At 60.9% G+C, this 19,736-nt stretch carries 17 protein-coding genes and 3 pseudogenes; 9 read left to right on the forward strand and 11 right to left on the reverse strand.

The window, feature by feature from the left end:
- Positions 1–84: 84 nt before the first annotated feature.
- Positions 85–489 carry a serine kinase/phosphatase gene (locus HKK53_RS25565; protein WP_169373066.1) on the reverse strand — a complete coding sequence of 135 codons (405 nt, stop codon included), beginning with the start codon at positions 487–489 and terminating at the stop codon, positions 85–87.
- Between the two features lie 152 nt (positions 490–641).
- On the opposite strand from HKK53_RS25565, the gene can reads away from it, so the two are divergent.
- Positions 642–1,286 (forward strand): carbonate dehydratase, encoded by a 645-nt coding sequence (can, locus tag HKK53_RS25570; RefSeq protein WP_123514497.1) that lies wholly within the window; start codon positions 642–644, stop codon positions 1,284–1,286.
- Between the two features lie 6 nt (positions 1,287–1,292).
- Here can and HKK53_RS25575 read toward each other — a convergent pair whose 3' ends face one another.
- From HKK53_RS25575 to HKK53_RS25590, 4 genes are all read right to left on the reverse strand, one after another.
- Positions 1,293–1,817: an SET domain-containing protein-lysine N-methyltransferase gene (locus HKK53_RS25575; RefSeq protein ID WP_169373067.1), complete on the reverse strand. Its 525-nt coding sequence runs from the start codon at positions 1,815–1,817 to the stop codon at positions 1,293–1,295.
- 181 nt (positions 1,818–1,998) lie between these two features.
- Positions 1,999–3,171 (reverse strand): hypothetical protein, encoded by a 1,173-nt coding sequence (locus tag HKK53_RS25580; RefSeq protein WP_169373068.1) that lies wholly within the window; start codon positions 3,169–3,171, stop codon positions 1,999–2,001.
- Positions 3,172–3,352: 181 nt separating this feature from the next.
- A complete protein-coding gene (locus tag HKK53_RS25585; protein ID WP_169373069.1) occupies positions 3,353–5,050 on the reverse strand; it encodes an acid phosphatase in 1,698 nt (565 codons plus the stop codon).
- A gap of 307 nt (positions 5,051–5,357) precedes the next feature.
- Entirely contained in the window at positions 5,358–6,776 is a 1,419-nt protein-coding gene (locus HKK53_RS25590; protein WP_169373070.1) for a short-chain fatty acid transporter, read from the reverse strand.
- Between the two features lie 182 nt (positions 6,777–6,958).
- Here HKK53_RS25590 and HKK53_RS25595 point away from each other — a divergent pair, with 182 nt between their 5' ends.
- Positions 6,959–8,356, forward strand: coding sequence for an aminotransferase-like domain-containing protein (locus tag HKK53_RS25595; RefSeq protein WP_169373071.1), 1,398 nt, complete (start codon positions 6,959–6,961; stop codon positions 8,354–8,356).
- Here HKK53_RS25595 and panB read toward each other — a convergent pair.
- Entirely contained in the window at positions 8,341–9,159 is an 819-nt protein-coding gene (panB, locus tag HKK53_RS25600; RefSeq protein WP_169373072.1) for a 3-methyl-2-oxobutanoate hydroxymethyltransferase, read from the reverse strand. The genes HKK53_RS25595 and panB overlap by 16 nt on opposite strands.
- 168 nt (positions 9,160–9,327) lie before the next feature.
- On the opposite strand from panB, the gene HKK53_RS25605 reads away from it, so the two are divergent.
- The gene (locus HKK53_RS25605) at positions 9,328–10,641 is read left to right on the forward strand and encodes an MFS transporter (RefSeq protein WP_169373073.1); all 1,314 of its coding nucleotides are present in this window, start codon (positions 9,328–9,330) and stop codon (positions 10,639–10,641) included.
- 27 nt (positions 10,642–10,668) lie between these two features.
- Here HKK53_RS25605 and HKK53_RS25610 read toward each other — a convergent pair whose 3' ends face one another.
- Complete coding sequence (locus tag HKK53_RS25610; RefSeq protein ID WP_169373074.1) at positions 10,669–12,039, reverse strand: GntT/GntP/DsdX family permease; 1,371 nt, start codon at positions 12,037–12,039, stop codon at positions 10,669–10,671.
- Positions 12,040–12,371: 332 nt separating this feature from the next.
- Between HKK53_RS25610 and HKK53_RS33060 the strand changes: the two are divergent.
- The 3 genes and pseudogenes from HKK53_RS33060 to HKK53_RS25620 form a co-directional block, all read left to right on the forward strand.
- Positions 12,372–13,010: pseudogene (locus tag HKK53_RS33060) on the forward strand (PAS domain-containing protein); the annotation flags it as partial.
- A 159-nt stretch (positions 13,011–13,169) separates the two neighbouring features.
- Positions 13,170–13,598: pseudogene (locus HKK53_RS33065) on the forward strand (methyl-accepting chemotaxis protein); the annotation flags it as partial.
- A 54-nt stretch (positions 13,599–13,652) separates the two neighbouring features.
- Positions 13,653–14,258 carry a flavin reductase family protein gene (locus HKK53_RS25620; RefSeq protein WP_169373076.1) on the forward strand — a complete coding sequence of 202 codons (606 nt, stop codon included), beginning with the start codon at positions 13,653–13,655 and terminating at the stop codon, positions 14,256–14,258.
- Here HKK53_RS25620 and HKK53_RS25625 read toward each other — a convergent pair.
- The 3 genes from HKK53_RS25625 to HKK53_RS25635 all read right to left on the reverse strand — a co-directional run bounded on the left by HKK53_RS25625 (position 14,255) and on the right by HKK53_RS25635 (position 16,149).
- Entirely contained in the window at positions 14,255–14,818 is a 564-nt protein-coding gene (locus tag HKK53_RS25625; protein ID WP_169373077.1) for a GNAT family N-acetyltransferase, read from the reverse strand. The two genes, HKK53_RS25620 and HKK53_RS25625, sit on opposite strands and share 4 nt — an antisense overlap.
- 76 nt (positions 14,819–14,894) lie before the next feature.
- A complete protein-coding gene (locus tag HKK53_RS25630; protein ID WP_169373078.1) occupies positions 14,895–15,263 on the reverse strand; it encodes a cupin domain-containing protein in 369 nt (122 codons plus the stop codon).
- Positions 15,264–15,339: 76 nt separating this feature from the next.
- Positions 15,340–16,149, reverse strand: a complete 810-nt coding sequence (locus tag HKK53_RS25635) for an AraC family transcriptional regulator (RefSeq protein WP_169373079.1) — start codon at positions 16,147–16,149, stop codon at positions 15,340–15,342.
- A 151-nt stretch (positions 16,150–16,300) separates the two neighbouring features.
- On the opposite strand from HKK53_RS25635, the gene HKK53_RS25640 reads away from it, so the two are divergent.
- Complete coding sequence (locus HKK53_RS25640; protein ID WP_169373080.1) at positions 16,301–16,942, forward strand: LysE family translocator; 642 nt, start codon at positions 16,301–16,303, stop codon at positions 16,940–16,942.
- On the opposite strand, the gene HKK53_RS25645 is transcribed toward HKK53_RS25640, so the two are convergent.
- Positions 16,943–18,208, reverse strand: a complete 1,266-nt coding sequence (locus HKK53_RS25645) for an MFS transporter (protein WP_442962273.1) — start codon at positions 18,206–18,208, stop codon at positions 16,943–16,945.
- Positions 18,209–18,316: 108 nt separating this feature from the next.
- On the opposite strand from HKK53_RS25645, the gene ddlA reads away from it, so the two are divergent.
- Both ddlA and HKK53_RS25655 read left to right on the forward strand, forming a co-directional pair.
- On the forward strand, positions 18,317–19,411 hold the full coding sequence (gene ddlA, locus HKK53_RS25650) for a D-alanine--D-alanine ligase (RefSeq protein WP_169373082.1): 1,095 nt from the start codon (positions 18,317–18,319) through the stop codon (positions 19,409–19,411).
- Positions 19,412–19,437: 26 nt separating this feature from the next.
- A pseudogene (locus tag HKK53_RS25655) lies at positions 19,438–19,622 on the forward strand (gamma-glutamylcyclotransferase); the annotation flags it as partial.
- Positions 19,623–19,736: the final 114 nt, after the last annotated feature.

The raw sequence follows: 19,736 nt of genomic DNA on the forward strand, positions 1-19,736 counted from the left end.
CGTGGCGTTCACCGACTGGGTGTCCGACGAAATACCTGTAGGAGCAAGGCTTGTCCGCGAAGGCGTCAGATCAGGCGCTAAAGATCAACGATTGCCGTCAATCGGATCGCGCTTTGCCAACTCTGCCTCATCCAGACCATTACCCCCGCCAATGTCGTCTTCATCGACGATGCTCAAATCCCAGTCGGCCTGATCGCCTTCGCCCGCTTCGTGGGCATCCCGCGAGCCGTCTTCGCGAATCAGGGTTTCCGGGCTCATGTCATCGTCGGTGGACTCATGGTCATCGGTCGAGGCCCCGGTCATGCCGGCTTCGCGCACTCGCTCCTTGGGCATCAGGCGTTCGCGTTCATTTTCCGGCAGCTCGTCACCGATTTTGGCGCTCGGTTCTTCCTCGTCGAAATCCAGCTCATGCATCGAGCCCATGCGGTCTTCATTGTCGTCGATGGGCTCGGGTTGCACCGCATCATACGGACGTCGTGATTCAGTCATGGCAATTCCTCATACTGTGGGCCTTACTAGGGTGGACCCACTGGACTCCTGAGAATTCCGCCGACCTGGAAGACCGGCTATCCACATCACGCGCGTGACCCCGACGGGCGGTCGTCTGTCAAAGCTGCGCACCATTCTTGAGGCTTCATTGCATGAACGAATTACAAGATCTGATTGATAACAACGAACGCTGGGCTGACGCGATCACCAAAGAAGATCCTGATTTCTTCGCCAAACTGGCCCGCCAGCAAACCCCGGAATACCTGTGGATCGGTTGCTCCGACGCCCGGGTGCCGGCGAACGAGATCGTAGGGATGCTGCCCGGCGACCTGTTTGTGCACCGTAACGTGGCCAACGTGGTGCTGCACACCGACCTCAATTGCCTGTCGGTGATTCAGTACGCGGTGGATGTGCTCAAGGTCAAACACATCCTGGTCACTGGCCACTACGGCTGTGGCGGCGTGCGGGCATCGATGCAGGACCGCCAGTTGGGCCTGATTGATGGCTGGCTGCGCTCGATTCGCGATCTCTATTATGAAAAGCGCGAAGAGCTGGCCAAGTTGCCCACCGAAGAAGAACGGGTCGACCGCCTCTGCGAGCTGAACGTGGTCCAGCAAGTGGCCAACGTCGGCCACACCAGTATTGTGCAAAACGCCTGGCATCGTGGGCAGAGCCTGTCGATCCACGGTTGCATCTACGGCATCAAGGACGGTCGCTGGAAAAGCCTGAACGCCACCATCAGCGGTTTCGAGCAACTGCCGCCGCAGTATCGCTTGCGTCCGGTTGGGGCGTTGTAACGCCGCTCAGCACAGGCTTCGCCGACGCCAGTGTTGCAAAAACAACTGGCCGTCGGCGTTCGGCGGTTCATCGTAGCCGGTGATCCAGCCGCGACACTCTGCCGAGCCGCACTGACAAGCGAACTGGCGCCGCAGTTTGTCTTCGGTACTCGCGTAATCCATGGTCAGGCGGTCGCCGCTGTTGATGTCCTTCAGCGCCCATAACCACAGCTCGCTCATGTCGAGAAATACGTTCGGGTCGCAGGAGTGACGCAGCAGCCCGCAAAAGCGCGGGTCGTAGACGTGGATGCCGGGTGCCAGTTGCCGTGTATGCCGACAGCGATAAGGCAGCAAATGCCCTGAAGCGCGGCAAATGCGGCTGATGCGGGGAAATGACCGGCGTGCCGCGACGGCTCGGGGCGAGCCATGGGCATCGTAGATGATGTCGAAATCGGCCTTGGCAGGAAATCCAAGGCGAACGGGCAACTCTGTGAAAGGGTAGATGCCGTCCGTGGGTGGCTTACGGGATTCATGCAGCGCTTGGGCTTTCATAACGATCCTTGTCGACAGGGTGCTGCGACTTCCAGACAGCTGACGTCCTGTCAGCCCTGCAACACTGGGTATGCCTCAAGCCTCTCGCAAATCAGATACTCGGTCTACTGTCAGAACTGACAGGAGAAATAGACGCTTTTGCGCGTCAGCATTGGCTCACGCGCAAAAGTCTTTCAGCGTTTCAGAGGTGCGGAGCAGGGACCGCCGGCGCAGGGGCCGGGGCTTGCAGCTGTTGCAGCTGTGATTTGACCGGCGGGGTGGCGCACTTGGCCGCTGCGTCGGCCGGCGTCAGGTTGCGGATCGAGGTGTAGAACAACTCGCAGGTCTTTGCTTTCTGGGTCACTTGCCAGGTCTGGGTGCAGCTTTTCAGCTGGGCCGATGGATCGCTGCCCGGCTTGCTGCCCATCCCCGCCTGCCAGCAAGCGGCGCTCAAATCCTGGCCCATGACGGTCAGACCGGCGGCATCAGCCTTGGCCTGGGCATCGGGGCCGGTGTAACTGTCCGGGTCGGCGGCGTACCAGATGTAGCTCGGATGGTTGGAACCCAATACCGGCACTTTCACCCCGGCACTCGGGCTGATCGTGGCCAGGCCCAGCACACCCACAGTCACGCCGTATTGCGCCTTGATCCAGTTACGTACCGGCGCACCGAAGGCGACCATCGGCAACGCGGCGCCTTTGGCGTTCTGGCTGACTTCCTTGACCATGGTCGTCTGGTAGTCCTTGAAGTAGTCGTAGACACCTTCCAGGTCCTTGCCGGCGCTGGACGGCGCGGCAATCGGCGCGATGTCGATGATGGTCTGGTAGGCCGGGGTCTGGGCGGCGGGAATGCCGTTATCGACCAGCAGCGTGGCCCAGCGATCGGTGGTGGCTGATTCCAGATAATCCTGGGCCTGGGTCAGCGAATAATCCGGCGGGAAGTGCAGCAATTCGACACTTTTGCGGTTTTCCAGGGCCATGCCCAACGGCAGGAACAGGTACCAGCTATAAGCCCATTTGCCATCAATGTTGAGCTTTTTCGCGCCGTTGTACGCCAGATCCCCGGCATCCAATAAAGCCGCCAGGGGTTTGTCATAACCCTTAGGGACGCCAGTGATTTCGGCATAGAGCTGATGGTTATCGGTTTTCACCCGGACTTTCGCGGCGCTGTAACCATCGCGCTGCACGCTCTGGGTCAGGTAATGCTCGACGGTCTGCTCCAGCGTCCAGTTGCGGAAGCAGATCACGTTGCAATTGTTGGGGTAGGCGAAGAGGCGGGTGACGCGCTCGGTGCTGCCCAGCTTGAGATCGACATCGGCGTGGGCGGCGGCACTCAGGGTGAGGGCGGCGAGGGTAAGTCCTGCGAGTTTGAACATGCTCAGATCCTTTTCAGCGTGGGCCCTCGTAGTCGGGGGCGGGTACATACTGAAACCAGATGTGTCGGGCGGTCCAGTGTCGATGCAAAAAAGATCGCAGCCTGCGACAACGCCTACATTTGCGCGGGTACACGCCCTGTAGGAACTGCCGAAAGCTGCGATCTTTTGATCTTGCTATCAATCAACCCGAAAAATGCAGGGCATTGGTCAAATCCCCCATCGGCTTTTGCCCACGGGCAATCATCGCGTCATCACGCATTTTGATCCCGTCGAGGGTTTCCAGGCCAAAGGTGCGCGTGATCAGCCGCAGGATCGAAGCGGTGTCATACACCGTGTGATCCACCGTGCCCTTGCGCGAAAACGGCGAAATCACCAGCGCCGGAATCCGTGTTCCCGGGCCCCAGCGATCACCCTTGGGCGGTGCCACGTGGTCCCACCAGCCGCCGTTTTCGTCGACGGTGATCACCACCACCATGTTTTTCCATTGTGGACTTTGCTGCAGCACTTTCAGCGCGCGAACGATATGCCGGTCACCCGAGGCGATGTCGGCGTACCCGGCGTGCATGTTCAGGTTGCCCTGGGGTTTGTAGAACGTCACCGCCGGCAGCTTGCCGGCCTCGGCGTCGGCCAGGAACTTGTTGGTGCTCGACTCATCGCCCAGGCCACCGTCGCGCAGACGCTTGGCGCGCTCGGCCGGGTTTTCCGGGCCTTGGCGCTTGAAGTAGTTGAACGGCTGATGGTGGTACTGGAAATTCGGGATTTTCGGAATGGCCCCCGAATCCTTGTACTCATCGATCGTCGCTTGCCAGGCGCCGCCGTACCAGGCCCAGTCGACGTTCTTTTTCGACAGCTTGTCGCCGATGTGTTCATGGGTTTGCGGCACCAGCACGCTAGGCAACGGCTTGGCGTAGTCCGGGCGCTCGGGGTCGCGAATCCAGGTCGGCCAGTACGGTGGCGCCATGGTGTTCACCGCGTAGCCATCAGGTGTCAGCAGGCTTGGGCCGAACTGCGGCGGGCCGGTCATGGCGCTGGCGGGCGAGGCGTCCAATGGCTTGAGACGGTTGTCGGTCGGGTCATCGCTTTGCAGCGTGGCGATCTGTGGCTTGGCGATCGAGTTTGCGGCATCGGGGTAGAACGGCACCTGCGCGCTGATCAGGTATTGATGGTTCAGATACGAGCCGCCGAAAGCGCCCTGGAAGAAGTTATCGCAGAGCACGAATTCCCGGGCGACATCCCACAAGCGCAATGAATAGCGGGTTTGGGCGTAGTGGCCGAAAGTCAGGCCTCCGGAGTCGGCCCAGGCGACAAAACGGTCATTCTTGCCACCATTGATTTGCATCTGATTCTGATAGAACACATGCCACAGATCGCGGGTCACCAGGCTCAGCGGCAAGTCTTCGCCTTGCGGGCCTTTGAGGGCGTAGGGGATATTGGGCAAGTGTTCCTGGAATTGCGTGCCAGCGGGATAGATCACGCCATCGAGGGTTTGCGGGCCAACCTGATTCAAACCGCCCCAAACCGGTGGCAGGGTCGAGAGCAGGCTGCCGTCGCGGTCCCGTTGCTGGTAATCCTCAGGCTTGAGGGCCGACAGCGGTTTTTCGATCCCCGGGAAATCCGCAAACAAGTTGTTGAAACTGCGGTTTTCACCGTAGATCACCACCACGTTTTTCACGTTTTCGTGCAGGGCTTTATCCAGCTCGGCGGGTGTCAGCGGACGCTCGACCGGTTTGCCGGGCTCGTTGTCTTTAGTGCCGCAGGCGCTCAGGGTCGCCCCGACACCCAATACCGCAACACCACCGAGAAAGCGGCGGCGACTGGTATCGGCGGGTTGATCGGTTTCAGGGGAGGGGATGTCGTTTCCATCTTTTTCGTCGTTCATTCCAGCTCCTGTTTTCTTGCAGAATTGTGGCAATTTGTTGCGATATGTTTCGGCGGGACGCTAGCAGCGCGATGTGACGGGGAGGTTACACGAAGTTGGATCCGATCTGCAGTTGCATGACCGGTATGGAAACTGAGGCGAGGGAGCTTGCTCCCGCTGGCGCGCGAAGCGGCCCTGAGACTGGCCAGCGAGTTGTTTCAGGAGAAACGAGGTGGCCGGGTTACGACTGCTTCGCAGCCGAGCGGGAGCAAGCGCCCTCGCCACAAAAGCGGCGTTCATCGCAGAACCGATGAACGCCTGACAACATTTAAGGCATCACCGGCGCCGTATAAACCAGCGTCGTCCCCAACGCCCACAGCAGAAACAGCACCAGCGGCGTATGCACCAATAACTGCACGAACGAAAACCCGATCAAGTCCCGCGCCTTCAACCCGAGTACGCCCAGCAGCGGCAGCATGTAGAACGGGTTGATCAGGTTCGGCAGGGCTTCGGCGGCGTTGTAGATCTGCACGGCCCAGCCCAAGTGATAGTTGAGATCAGTGGCCACTTGCATCACGTACGGCGCTTCGATGATCCATTTACCGCCGCCGGACGGGATGAAAAAGCCGAGAATCGCCGAGTACACGCCCATCAACAGCGCGTAGGTGTCGTGGGAGGCGATTTGTACGAAGAAGGTCGAGATGTGGTGGGCCAGGGTCTGGGCATCGGTGCCTTTGACGGTGGTCATCAGCGCGGCAATCGAGCCGTACAGCGGGAACTGGATCAGCACGCCGGTGGTGGTCGGCACCGCGCGGGACACCGCGTCGAGGAAGCTGCGCGGGCGCCAGTGCAACAGGGCGCCGAGCATGATGAAGAGGAAGTTGTAGGTGTTCAGCCCGGAGATCGCGCTGATCGCCGGTTTGGTCGAGAACTCATGGAACAGCCAGCCGCCGGCCAACAGTACCAGCAGAATCGTCAGTAACGGGCTGTGTTCCAGCCATTCGCCGGGGCGGGTGCGCGGTTGCAGCGGTGGCAGGTTGAAACTCGGGTCGATCCCGCAAGCCTTGGCATCGCGCGCGCTGTTCGGGCCGGGGGCGGTGGCGTAGGCGATGATCAGCGAGACCACGATCAGCGCCAGCAGCAGCACGCCGGACTGCCAGAGAAAGATCGTTTGAGTGAACGGGATGACGCCGGTGATCGACAGAATCGACGGCGGCAAACTGGCCGGGTTGGCCTGCAATTGCGCGGCGGACGACGACAACCCCAACGCCCAAACGGCGCCCAGGCCCAGATACGCAGCGGCACCGGCGGCGCGGTAATCCATTTTCAGATCGGTGCGGCGGGCGAGGGCGCGCACCAGCAAACCACCGAAAACCAGCGACAAACCCCAGTTCAGCAACGAGGCGACCATCGAAATCAATGCGACCCAGGCCACGGCGGAGCGACCGTTTTTCGGGATCCGCGCCAGGCGATCGATCAGCTTCACCGCTGGCGGCGAACTGGCGACCACATAACCGCCAATCACCACGAACGCCATTTGCATGGTGAACGGAATCAAACTCCAGAACCCGTCACCGAAGGCCATGGCGGCGTCGGTGGGTTTGGCGCCCATGGCCAGGGTCGCCAGGGCCACGATGATCACCGCCAGGGCGGCGAACACCCAGGAATCAGGGAACCAGCGTTCGGCAAAACCTGAGCAGCGCAGGGCAAAGCGGGCATAGCGGCTATCGTCGATATCAGCGGCCACGGGAGTACCTCGGATTTTTATGATTATTGTGATGTTCCGGGCCGCAAAGGCCCGTCTGGTCAGGTGCCAACAGTAAATCAATCGCAGTTTTTTTGCGGGGCTGTTTTAGGGTTTGGCGCACATTGCGTCCCGTGCGTCATGGGAGGATGCTGCGCCGTACCCAACTCAAGGAATGACTGCGTTTGAACAAGGACAGCACCTTCGCTTATCAGGCCGTGTATCGCTACCTGGTCGAGTTGATCGACTCGACCCGGACCGAGGGCGAGTGGAAACTGCCGTCATTGCGCCAGTTGGCGTTGCGCCTGAATGTCTCGGTATCCACCACCAAGTGTGCGTACGCCTTGCTTGAAGATGAGGGCCGCGTCTTTTCCCGGCCCAAGCTCGGGTACTTCTGCCGCGCCGGCTCGACGCAACTGCCGACACCGGCCGCCAACCTGCTCGACAACGTTTACGCCTACGCACGCCAGCCCGGCATGCTGGCGCTGAGCAGTGATGCGCCGTCGATGTTGCTGTCGCTGGAAAACCCGTTGTTGATGACCGAGCGCGAACTGTCGCGCCAATACCCGCGTTCGGCGGTGCCGTTGTATCAGCCATTCGGCGAGATCGAATTACGCACGGTGTTGGCTGAGCGCTACACCCGTTCGACCGCGCACTACTGGCGGCCGGAACAGGTGTTCATCGGCGCCGACCTGCGCAGTGTGCTGGACATGTCATTGGCCGCGCTGAACCTGCGAGGGACTGTGGCGTTGGTCGAGTCGCCGTGTTCCTGGGCGATATTGCGGCAGTTGCACGCGGCGGATATCCGGGTGATCGAGGTACCGCTGCAAATCGATGGCCGCTTTGACCTGCAGCAGGTTCACGACCTGTTGCAGCGTGAAACCGTAGCGCTGGCGGTGTTCTCATCGACCGTGAGCATGCCCCACGGCAGCCTGATGCCGGCCGCCGACAAACAACAGTTATGCGATTGGTTGAGGGCGCGGCATATCTGGCTGTTCGAAAACGACAGTTATGGCGAGTTCGGTTTCCTGCCCGAACAGTCGCGCTACCGGGATTTCGCCGACCCCGAGCGGCTGGTGGTGTTTTCCACCTTCGATAAAGTCATCGGTTCGGAAGCACCGTTCGGTTATGTGTTGATCCGAGGTCAGGACGCCGCGATGCAGCGCCAGTGCCTCGACCGTGCTTTTCGCCTGTCGCCGATCCGGCAAAAAGCGCTGGCGCGTTTGTATGGCTCGCGGCGAATCGATCGGCACGCGCAGGTGTTGCGCGGTCTGCTCCAGGAGCGCATGACGCAGATGACCCGCCTGCTCCAGGAGCACGCCGCCGACCAGTTCAACGTGGTGGCAGCGGCGGGGGGCGCAACATTGTGGGCGCAGTCGGTGTACCCGGTGGACATGCGCCGGGTGTTCGAGCGCCTGTTGGCCAAAGGCATCGTGATTGCCCCCGGCGAGATGTTCAGTCAACAGGGTTTGTGGCGCAATTGCCTGCGCCTGAGCTACACCGTGGACTGGAGCAAGGACATCGGCCTGGCCGTGAAGACCCTGGCCGAGGCCATAGACCAGGAGCGTCAGCTTACGCCGTAGCAATGCTGCATCTGTGGAAACTGGCCGTTGCGCACTTCATCGGCGAAACATTCGAACGCCTGGCTGATCAGTGCGCCGACATCCGCATAGGGTTTGACGAAGCGCGGCACATATTCGCCGCCCAGGCCCAGGATATCCTCGGTCACCAGCACTTGCCCGTCGCAGGCCGGTGAAGCGCCGATGCCGATGGTCGGCATCGCCGAGATATCGCTGATGCGCCGGGCCAGCGGTTCGGCCACCCCTTCCAGCAACAGGCTGAACGCGCCGGCGGCGAGGTGCGCGCGAGCATCTTCTTCGATGGCCGCGGCGGTCGTGTCGTTCAGGCCCTGGGCCTTGAAGCCGCCCATGACGTTGACGTACTGCGGCATCAGGCCGATATGCGCCATCACCGGAATGCCGCGCTGCACCAGGAATTCCACGGTGCTGGCCAGGGCCTTGCCGCCTTCGAGCTTGAGCGCATCGCAACCGGTGCGGGCCAGCACTTCGGCGCAATTGCGGTAGGCCTGCTGCGGCGATTCCTGATAACTGCCGAACGGCATGTCGGCAATCACGCAGGCCAACCGGGTGCTGGCCACCACCGCGCGGGTATGGCCGATGATTTCTTCCAGGCTCATGTCCAGGGTCGAGGTGCGGCCATAGCCGACCATGGCGGTGGAATCACCGATCAATATGAAATCGACAAACGGGTCCATCAACTCGGCCATCGAGCGGGTATAAGCGGTCAGCGAGACGATTTTCTGCTGGCCTTTCATCGCCACCAACTGGGGAACGGTCAGGCGTTTACTGCGGGTATGGCTGATCATGGCGGCTTTCCTGTGGGTTGGAAAGTGCCCGATTATTGGTGTCGTGACGCTGAATTCAATGCACAGAGCGTGGCTGAAAACCAACCCAGAAACCTGATCGGCTTGTCCACCGGCGCATTTGCGTAGACCATGTGCGCCTTGGTTTTTGCCCGTGCCAGAGTTCTTTTCATGACTGCCAATACCGAAACGCGCCCGGCGCCGTTCACCCGTTCGGACTACAAGACCTTGAGCCTTGCGGCACTCGGTGGGGCACTGGAAATCTACGATTTCATCATTTTCGTGTTTTTCGCCCTGACCCTCAGTCAGCTGTTCTTCCCGCCGGAAATGCCCGAATGGCTGCGCTTGCTGCAAAGTTTCGGGATTTTCGTCACCGGTTACCTGGCGCGGCCGCTGGGCGGGATTCTGATGGCGCACTTCGCCGACAAACTGGGGCGCAAGAAAGTCTTCAGCCTGAGCATCCTGATGATGGCGCTGCCGTGCCTGCTGATCGGGATCATGCCGACCTACGCACAAATCGGCTATTTCGCACCGTTACTGCTGCTGGTCCTGCGCATCCTCCAGGGCGCGGCGGTGGGCGGGGAAGTGCCGAGCGCCTGGGTGTTCGTCGCCGAGCACGCGCCGGCCGGGCATCGCGGTTATGCGCTCGGATTCCTCCAGGCCGGGCTGACGTTTGGTTACTTGATCGGCGCGTTGACCGCGACCTTCCTGGCCCAGGCCTTCACCCCGGCAGAAATCCTTGATTACGCTTGGCGCTATCCGTTCCTGCTCGGTGGCGTGTTTGGCGTGATCGGTGTCTGGCTGCGTCGCTGGCTCAGTGAAACCCCGGTGTTCATGGCGATGCAGGCTCGCCGCGATGAAGCCGTCGAGCTGCCGCTGCGCACGGTACTGCGCGAACATCGCCTGGCGATGCTGCCGGCAATGATCCTCACCTGTGTGCTGACGTCGGCGGTGGTGGTGTTCGTGGTCATCACCCCGACCATGATGCAAAAAACCTTCGGCATGACCGCCAGCCATACCTTTGCCCTGAGCGCGTTGGGCATCGTGTTCCTGAACATCGGTTGCGTGCTCGCCGGTTTGCTGGTCGATCGTATTGGCGCCTGGCGCACGGTAATGCTCTATAGCTTGCTGCTGCCATTGGGCATCGGTGTGCTCTATACCTGCCTGATCATCGGCGGCGACTGGATCGGCCTGGCCTATGCGATTGCCGGTCTCAGTTGCGGCGTGGTCGGCGCGGTGCCGTCGGTGATGGTCAGCCTGTTCCCGGCACGGATTCGCGTCTCGGGGATCTCCTTCACCTACAACATTGCCTACGCCGCCTGGGCGAGTATCACACCGCTGCTGTTGATCGGTCTGATGCCGTGGAGTCCGTGGATCTGTGTGATTTTCTGTGCGGTGATGGGCGCGGTGGGCGTGAGCAGCGCGGCGTATTTTGGCGCGCGCATGCCCAAGGTCGGGAGCCCTTCCGTGGCGCCCTGCCTGTAGCTATCTCGGGGACGGGCGCGGCGGCCATCAAGTCAACCAATGCCACCACAACAATGTCCCCACCAACCCCACCACCGACACGATGGTTTGCAGGATCGACCAGACCCAGATCGTCTGCTTGAGCTGCAAGCCAAAGTACTCGCGGACCATCCAGAATCCAGCGTCGTTCACGTGGCAGAAAAACACGGAGCCGGCGCCAATCGCCAACGCCACCAATGAGCTTTGCGTCGCCGCCAGGCCCGCCATCATCGGTGCCAGGATCCCCGCCGTGGTCGTCGTCGCGACCGTGGCCGAGCCGGTAGCCTGGCGCAACGCCACGGCGATCAACCAGGCCAGCAGCAAGTACGGCATGTGCGCACCTTCGGCGACTTTACTGATGGTCTGGCTGACACCGGCATCAAGCAACGTTTGCTTCAAGCCACCCCCGGCGCCGATGGTCAGCAGCAACACCGCAATCGGCGCCAGGCTTTTGCGCAATGTGCCGCCGACTTCTTCGCGGCGCATGCCATTGGCCCAGCCGAGGCAGATCACCGCCGCCATCACCGCAATGCCCAACGCCACCAGTGGCTCGCCGAGAAATTTCAGCGTCAGGGCTGCGGTGCTTTCAGGGCTCATGGCGACTTTCGCCAAGGTGCTGCCGAGCATCAGCAACACCGGCAACAGAATAATCAGCAACGACATGCCGAAGCTCGGTAGGCGCGGGGCCTTGGGCGGGGCGCTGAACAGCGCGCCGAGTTCCGCCGGCTCTTCAACGTGCATGCGCTTGGACAGCCAATTGCCGTACAGCGGACCGGCCAGAATCACCGCCGGAATCGCGATGCTGAAGCCCAGCAACATGGTCAGCCCGAGGTCGGCGTGCAACGCGCTGACCGCAATCAGCGGACCCGGATGCGGCGGCATCAAGGCGTGCAACGTGGTCATCCCGGCCAGCGCCGGAATGGCGATCTTCAGCAACGGCTGACCCGAACGGCGCGCCATGACGAAAATGATCGGCACCATCATCACCAGACCCACTTCGAAAAACAGCGGCAGGCCAATCACCATCGCCACCAGCGCCATGACCCACGGCAACGACTTGCCTTTGCCCAGCCCGAGCAAGGTCGAGGCAATGCGATCGGCAGCCCCGGACTCGGCCATCAACGCCCCGAGCATCGACCCCAGGGCAATGATGATCCCCGCCTCACCAAGAATCGCCCCGGCACCTTTGCTGAATGCCTTGGCCACGTCCTCGGGCGGTAAACCGGCACCGACACCGGCGATGAAAGTGCCGATCAGAATCGACAGAAACGGCGGGAGTTTGGTGGCGCTGATCAACACGATAATCGTGGCAATCGCCAGCAGGCAGCAAAGGATCAAGCGAGTGTCGTGGACCATCCAGGCAGCAGTCGATAACTCCAAAACGGAACTCCTTATCGGGTCGATACCGTTGCAACATGTTGTTGCAATTTAGTCGGAGGATACCTGATGTGGCCGGGCTAGAGCGGTGGGTTTTGTAAGCGGCTCGCATAGGGCTTCTGTTGGCAAATGGCACCTCGCCATTATTTTTGTAGGACAACCCTCAACCACTCTTCAGAAAATATCCCCAAGGCCGATGGCTAGGCTGCATCCCGCTTTCTTTCCTAGCCCATCGGTGCTTTCCCATGTTCAACAAACGCTTGAAGCAGGAGCTGTCCGCTCTTCGCGAAGAACTCTCCAGCCTCCTGCAAGTGAAGGAAAGCCTGGATAGCGAGATGCTGGCCCTGACCCTCGATCCCGATGGGCGGGTGCAATCGGTCAATCAGAATTTTCTCGGCGAGATGCTCTACAAGAGCAACGACCTGATCGGCCGGCACATCGAAGACATCGTGCCGGCGCATGTGAAGTCCGACGAATTTCATCGGCGCTTCAAAAACGCGCTGACTCGCGGCGAGCATTTCGCCGGTACCGTGCGTTTGTTGCGCGGCAATGGTGCCGAGGCGTGGTTGCGTTCAATCCTGCAGCCGGTGCGCTCGGCGGACGGGCGGATCAAGCATTTCTCGATTTATTCCAGCGACCTGACCCGCACCATCGAAGCGTCTCGTGAACACGAAAACCTGATCGGTGCGCTGGTGCGTTCGACGGCGGTGATCGAGTTCGACCTCAATGGCAACGTGCTGAGCGCCAACGAGCGCTTCCTCAACGGCATGGGTTACAGCCTGGCGCAGATTCAGGGCAAACATCACCGTACCTTCTGTACACCTGAGGAGTACAACAGCGCCGAGTATCAGAACTTCTGGCGCCGCCTGAACAATGGCGAGTTTGTCGCCGACCGTTTCAAACGCATCGACAGCCACGGTCGTGTGGTCTGGCTGGAGGCGTCCTATAACCCGGTGGTCGACGCCAACAACAAGCTCTACAAAGTGGTGAAGTTCGCCACGGTGATTACCGATCAGGTCAATCAGGAACAAGCCGTCGCCGACGCCGCCAACATTGCCTACAGCACGTCGATCCAGACCGACAACTGCGCCCAGCGCGGCACGGCCGTGGTGACTCAGGCCGTGGACGTGATGCGCGACCTGGCCAGACACATGCAAACCGCCGGTGAAGGCATTGAAGCCTTGAATGAGCAATCGTTGGTGATCGGCACCATCGTCAAGACCATCAGTGGCATTGCCGAGCAAACCAACCTGTTGGCGCTCAACGCGGCCATCGAAGCGGCGCGGGCCGGTGAGCAGGGTCGGGGGTTTGCGGTGGTGGCGGACGAAGTGCGGCAACTGGCGTCACGCACCAGCCAGGCCACCGATGAAATTGTCGGCGTGGTGCGTCAGAACCAGGACATGGCGCGCAACGCCGTCAGCCTGATGACCGACGGCAAGCTCCAGGCGGAACAAGGCCTGGCGCTGGCGGCGGAGGCGGGCACGGTGATCGTCGAGATTCGTGATGGCGCGCAGAAAGTGGTGAACGCGGTCGGGCAGTTTGCCAATCAATTGGCGACTTGATGTTTGCCTTCCGGATCCCGCTACAATCGGCGTTTTCCTCCGGAGCAGACACCCATGACCGTTTCCCATCGCCGTCCGGTTCCGTTGCCCAAGGCCTATCGCCTGCTCAATCACGGGCCGACCGTGCTGGTCAGTGCGGCCCACGACGGCCAGCGCAATATCATGGCGGCGGCCTGGGCCATGCCGCTGGATTTTGAACCGCCGAAAATCGCGGTGGTGCTGGACAAGTCCACCTGGACCCGACAACTGCTGGAAGCCTCGGGTACGTTCGTGGTGAACGTGCCCTGCGCCGCCCAGGCCGATATCGTGCAAACCGTGGGCTCGACGTCGGGCCTGGAAATCTCCCAGGAAAAAGGCCAGGACAAGTTCCAGGCTTTCGGCTTGCCGACCTTCAGCGCTGAACTGATTGATGCGCCGATGCTGGACGGTTGCGTCGCGTGGCTGGAGTGCCGGCTGCTGCCGGAGCCGCACAATCATCAGCAATACGACCTGTTCCTGGCCGAAGTGATTGCCGCCCAGGCCGATGAACGCGTGTTCAGCGATGGCCGCTGGCACTTCGAGGAGCAAGATGCGTTGCGCACCTTGCACCATGTTGCCGGTGGGCACTTCCTGAAGATCGGTGACCCAGTGGACGGCAAGACCCTGCGCGAGTCGGACTAAGTCGCACTGAGCGGCGCTTCAAAGTCTGCGCGCAACAACGACAGTTGCAGCAAATCGTGATGTTCCCCTAGCCAGAAACCTGCCTGGCGCAGACGACCTTCCTGGACGAAACCCAAGCGTTCGAGCAACTTCAAGCACGCTTGGTTTTCCGGGTGGACCGTGGCTTCGATCCGATTGAGCTGCATCTGTTCGAACCCCCAGGCCAGCGTGGTGTGCAGTGCTTCGGACATGATGCCCTTGCCCCAGGCCGACTGCCCCAGCGCGAAACCCAGTGAGCAGCTTTTCCACAGTTTGTTCCATTTGAACAGGCCGCAATTGCCGAGCAAGTCATGGTGTTCCTGGGACTGGATGCCCCAGCGGATACCGGGATTGGGCAGAGTGCGCAATTCGGCGAACGTCTCGACCAATGCCTGGGCTTGGGCGATATCGGTAAGCGGGTCCATGCCAAACCAGCGCATGGCCTGCTCATCGCCGTGAATCCCCAGCACGGCAGGGGCGTCGGCCGTGACGATTTCACGTAACAGCAGACGCGGGGTTTCAAGGGTCGGGAAGTCGCTCATGGAATGTCCTTATTCGTCGACCGGGAAGTCGGTCAAGTGATCGCGACGGCCACAGTCTGCGCATTTGCGCTGTTTTTCAAATCCACAGATCATTTGCCGCCGTGCGTTCACCGCCTTCGCTGCCAGTGTTCACCACGCCCTTGGGTTCGATCAGCAGCAATTTCACTTCCTGTTCCGCTGACGGCTTGTGCTCGACGCCCTTGGGCACGACGTACATTTCGCCGGCCGAAATCAGCACATGGCCGTCGCGAAAGTCGATGCGCAATTGCCCTTCGAGGACGATGAAGGTTTCGTCGGTGTCGAGGTGATCGTGCCATATGAAATCCCCCAGCAACTTCACCACTTTGAACTGATAGTCGTTCATTTCAGCGATGACCCGGGGTGACCAGTGCTGGTCGATCAGCTCGATTTTCTGCAAGAAGTTCAGGCTTTTGAACGTGTTCATCAGGTGGTTCTCCGGATTGATTCCGAGCCCACGATAACCAGCGTATCGGCGTGATTCTTGAACGATTGTGCGTGCTTCAGCGGCGGTGCATTTTCATCCAGCGCGCCGGTGACAAACCGTAGGTTTTGCTGAACTGGCGGGTCATGTGGCTCTGATCGGTGAAGCCGGCGGTGAGGGCGGCGCTGACCAGCGACTGGCCCTGAATCAATAACGCGCGGACCAGGTCCAGGCGCCGCATGGTCAGGTAGCGATAAGGGCTGGTGCCGAACAGCAGGCGGAAATCCCGCGACAGACTCCAGCGATCCCGCCCGCTGTGCTGCGCCAGTTCCTCCAGGGTCACGCTGCGGTCCAGGGCACTGTGCATGAACTCCCGGGCACGTTCCGCCGCCACATAGTCGAAGCGCTGGCGTTTGTCGGGCGCGCCGGAGACAGTGCTTAAGGCGTGCACCAGATCGAACAACGCATCCTGTTCTTCCAGTGGGTCGAGCGGGTCATCCAGGCTGCGCATCAGCACATCGGTGGCAGCGAACAAACGTGGATCGGTGGACAGGCCGGTCTTGATGAACGGCAACGGCTGACCGCCGAGTATCTGCTGGATCAGCGCTGGCTCGATGTACATCATTCGATAGTGGAAACCGCTGTCGGTGCCGGCCTCGCCATTGTGCAGTTCGTCCGGGTGCAGCACCAAAGTCCCGCCCGGCAGGCTGTGACGCCAGCCGCCTCGGTACTGAAAGCTCTGCACCCCGCCCAGGGTGCGGCCGATGGCATAGGTGTCGTGACGATGCAGGTCGTAGCCATGGCCGGCAAAAAACGCCTCGATACGCTCCAGCCCGCCGCTGTTGGGCGCGCGGTGGAACCAGTCGTTGGGTGGCGTGTGCTTGGCCATGGTGGCGTTGTCTTGAACTCGGTTCAGAACACGTTAACCCAGGGGCAACGGGTCTGTCTGCTGAGGGATGGCGTTACAGCGACGAGTAGAAAAATGCCACAGAATGTTGCAAGGTACGAAATTCTCCTATGCCACGAAGGCGATCCCTCCAATGGAACTGAGCCACTTGAGTTACGCCGCACCGTTATTGTCACTGGCCCTTTTGTGGACGGTCGCAGTCGTAACGCCGGGGCCCAACTTCTTCAACATCGCGCAATTGGCGGCCAGTTGTTCCCGGCGGCACGGCGTGATGTCCGCGCTGGGCGTCGCCACGGGCACGGTGTTGTGGGGATTGGCCGGTGGTTTGGGCATCAAGTCGCTGTTCAGCGCGGCGCCGACGCTTTACCTGACGTTCAAGATTGCCGGTGGCTGTTACCTGATCTATCTGGGCTTGAAGCAGTTCAAGCGCAAACCGGCGACGGTGGCGGGGGCAAACAACTCGCTCAACGGGGCAGGGCGGACGCTGCTGTCAGCCTATGGCCGGGGCTTTTTGGGCAACATGACCAATCCCAAGTCGGCGCTGTTCGTTGCGACGATTTTCGCCACGGCCATGCCGGCCTCACCGCCACCGATGTTGCTGGCCCTGGCGGTGTTGACCATGGCGAGCCTGTCGTTCACTTGGTATTGCAGCGTGGCGCTGCTGTTTGCCAGCCGTCGGTTTGCCAGCGTTTATGAGCGATCGCGCCAGTGGCTGGACCGTTTTGCCGGCGGTTGCTACCTGCTGTTTGGTGCGCATCTGGTGGCCAATCGCTGATCAGGTCAGCGCCGTGGCCGCAGATTGATCGGCAACGGCGGGCGCCCGATTCAACGTCTCGGGCATGGCCACCACGAGCAATACAAACGCTGCTCCCGCCACCGCCGCCAAGGTCAGGAATGCCGCGCTGTAGCCGGCCTGCTGAACCACCAGCCCGGCCAATCCGTTGCTCAGTGCGGCGCCAAGCCCAAACACCGTCGACAGCGCGCCCAGGCTTACGTTGAAACGGCCGGTGCCTTGGGTCAGGTCCTTGATCACCACCGGAAACAAGGCGCCGAAGATCCCGGCACCGACACCGTCGAGCAACTGCACCGCCACCAGCCAGTACGGATCATCCGACAGGGTATAAAGCACTCCGCGCAACGGCAGGATCAGGAAGCCGGCAAGCAGCAACGGTTTGCGTCCCCACACGTCCGCTTTCCATCCCACCAGCAACGCCACCGGCACCATCACCAATTGTGCAGCGACGATGCAGGCGGACGTCAGCGGCGTGGCCATCTGCAAATTCACCAGGGACAATTTCTGGCTCACCAGCGGCAACATCGCCGCATTCGCCAAGTGGAACAGCCCGCAGCAAATGCCGAACACCAGCAGTGGCCGGTTGTGCAGCAAAACGTTCAGGCCGGAGGGCTGTTCGCCATGGGCCGGGCCTTGCGGATCGAAGCCTCGGGCAACGTCGTGATCGATGGCTTGCGGCGCAATGAAGCTGATGGCAATCACGCTGGCCAGCGCCATCACCGCCATCAGGTAAAACACCGCCACCGGGCCGAACAAATAGGCAAAACCACCGGCCAGCAACGCCGCGGCAGCATTGCCGGCGTGGTTGAAGGTTTCATTGCGTCCGGTGCGGCGGGTAAAGGCTCGAGGCCCGGTGATGCCCAGCGAAATCGCGGAGATCGCTGGGGCGAATATCGAGGCTGCGGCGGCGCTCAAGGCTTGGGTCAGGGCCACCAGGGTGAACGAAGTAATGAAGGGCAATACCAGGCAACTCAACGTCACCAGCAGCGCCGCGACGATGATCACCCCGCGCTTGCGACGGGTTCGGTCGATCAGCGCCCCGGCCGGAGTCTGGGTCAGCAACGCGGCGATCCCGGCCAGGGTCATCACCAGGCCAATGCTGGCCGGGTCCCAGTGATGCACCGCGAGCAAATAGATCGCCAGGTACGGCCCGAGCCCGTCGCGCACGTCGGCGAGAAAGAAGTTGAGCCCGTCCAGTGAGAGGCTGTTGCGACGATCGGTCGGAGCGTTCAAGGGCGGCCTCGGCATGACGGGATGAGTATTAGCAATGACTTGTGCAGACGGCGCGAAGTTTCAGCCTTTAACTCATCGGCATTGCCGTGGTATCAAACAGCACGTTCACCAGGAGGCCAGGCAATGAGCAAGCTGCGGGTAGGAATTATTTTTGGCGGTCGTTCGGCGGAGCACGAAGTGTCGCTGCAATCGGCGAAAAACATCGTCGATGCACTGGACCGTTCGCGCTTCGAACCGGTGCTGATCGGCATCGACAAACAGGGCCACTGGCACCTCAACGATCCCTCGAATTTCCTGCTGAACCAGGAAAACCCGGCGCTGATCGCCCTCAATCAATCCAATCGCGAACTGGCGGTGGTGCCGGGCAAGGCCAGCCAGCAATTGGTCGAAACTTCGAGCCCGGAATTGCTGGGCCATGTCGACGTGATCTTCCCGATCGTCCACGGCACCCTCGGCGAAGACGGCTGCCTGCAAGGTTTGCTGCGCATGGCGGATTTGCCGTTTGTCGGCTCCGATGTGCTGGGTTCGGCGGTGTGCATGGACAAGGACATCAGCAAACGCTTGCTGCGTGATGCCGGGATTGCGGTCACGCCCTTCGTGACGTTGAACCGTGCCAGCGCCGCGCGCACCGGATTTGCGGAAGTCCAAGGCAAACTCGGTCTTCCGCTGTTCGTCAAACCGGCGAACCAGGGCTCTTCGGTGGGCGTGAGCAAAGTCACCGACGAAGCCGAATACGTGGCCGCGGTTGCACTGGCCCTGGGCTTTGACGAAAAAGTGCTGATCGAATCCGCCGTCAGCGGTCGCGAGATCGAATGCGCGGTGCTCGGCAATGATCAGCCGATCGCCAGTGGTTGTGGCGAGATCGTGGTGAGCAGTGGCTTCTATTCCTACGACAGCAAATACATCGACGACCAGGCCGCCCAAGTGGTGGTACCGGCCAACATCAGTGTTGAAGCAAGCGAACGCATTCGCGCGTTGGCCGTCGAGGCGTTCCAGGTGCTCGGTTGTTCCGGGTTGGCGCGGGTCGATGTGTTCCTGACCGACAGTGGTGAAGTGCTGATCAACGAGATCAACTCGCTGCCCGGCTTCACCCGCATCAGCATGTACCCCAAACTGTGGCAGGCCACCGGCATGACTTACAGCGAACTGGTCAGCCGCTTGATCGACCTGGCGCTGGAAAAGCATCAGGCGCGGCAGGCGTTGAAGATCAGTCGCTAGGCAAATATTCACTCAAGGATGTATCGATGACGGCTGCAACTGTTTACCTGTTTTCCTACAGCACCTTGCAGGACACAGCCGTGCAACTGGCCAACTTCGGCCGCGAACTGAGCGGCAGCGCCGATGCGATGCCGGGGTATGAGCAATCCTGGGTGGAAATCACCGACCCGAAGTGCTGGCCCCCAGCGGCAAGACCCATCACCCGATTCTGCGTCTCTAAAGAGGTGCTCGATATGCTCTGACTAGCGGGTTACTTTGAAGTGGATATAAAAATTATCTCTACTTCTTCTTCCTGCTAAGTCTAAAAAAGGCCTACCTCCCGGTA

It is taken from the genome of Pseudomonas sp. ADAK7 (assembly GCF_012935675.1).
Classification (GTDB): domain Bacteria; phylum Pseudomonadota; class Gammaproteobacteria; order Pseudomonadales; family Pseudomonadaceae; genus Aquipseudomonas.

Bases quoted from the DNA above. Each gene is read 5' to 3' on its own strand.
- HKK53_RS25565 (WP_169373066.1), bottom strand. From the start codon at position 489: ATGACTGAATCACGACGTCCGTATGATGCGGTGCAACCCGAGCCCATC.
- can (WP_123514497.1), top strand. From the start codon at position 642: ATGAACGAATTACAAGATCTGATTGATAACAACGAACGCTGGGCTGAC.
- HKK53_RS25575 (WP_169373067.1), bottom strand. From the start codon at position 1,817: ATGAAAGCCCAAGCGCTGCATGAATCCCGTAAGCCACCCACGGACGGC.
- HKK53_RS25580 (WP_169373068.1), bottom strand. From the start codon at position 3,171: ATGTTCAAACTCGCAGGACTTACCCTCGCCGCCCTCACCCTGAGTGCC.
- HKK53_RS25585 (WP_169373069.1), bottom strand. From the start codon at position 5,050: ATGAACGACGAAAAAGATGGAAACGACATCCCCTCCCCTGAAACCGAT.
- panB (WP_169373072.1), bottom strand. From the start codon at position 9,159: ATGATCAGCCATACCCGCAGTAAACGCCTGACCGTTCCCCAGTTGGTG.
- HKK53_RS25605 (WP_169373073.1), top strand. From the start codon at position 9,328: ATGACTGCCAATACCGAAACGCGCCCGGCGCCGTTCACCCGTTCGGAC.
- HKK53_RS25620 (WP_169373076.1), top strand. From the start codon at position 13,653: ATGACCGTTTCCCATCGCCGTCCGGTTCCGTTGCCCAAGGCCTATCGC.
- HKK53_RS25625 (WP_169373077.1), bottom strand. From the start codon at position 14,818: ATGAGCGACTTCCCGACCCTTGAAACCCCGCGTCTGCTGTTACGTGAA.
- HKK53_RS25630 (WP_169373078.1), bottom strand. From the start codon at position 15,263: ATGAACACGTTCAAAAGCCTGAACTTCTTGCAGAAAATCGAGCTGATC.
- HKK53_RS25635 (WP_169373079.1), bottom strand. From the start codon at position 16,149: ATGGCCAAGCACACGCCACCCAACGACTGGTTCCACCGCGCGCCCAAC.
- HKK53_RS25640 (WP_169373080.1), top strand. From the start codon at position 16,301: ATGGAACTGAGCCACTTGAGTTACGCCGCACCGTTATTGTCACTGGCC.
- HKK53_RS25645 (WP_442962273.1), bottom strand. From the start codon at position 18,208: ATGCCGAGGCCGCCCTTGAACGCTCCGACCGATCGTCGCAACAGCCTC.
- ddlA (WP_169373082.1), top strand. From the start codon at position 18,317: ATGAGCAAGCTGCGGGTAGGAATTATTTTTGGCGGTCGTTCGGCGGAG.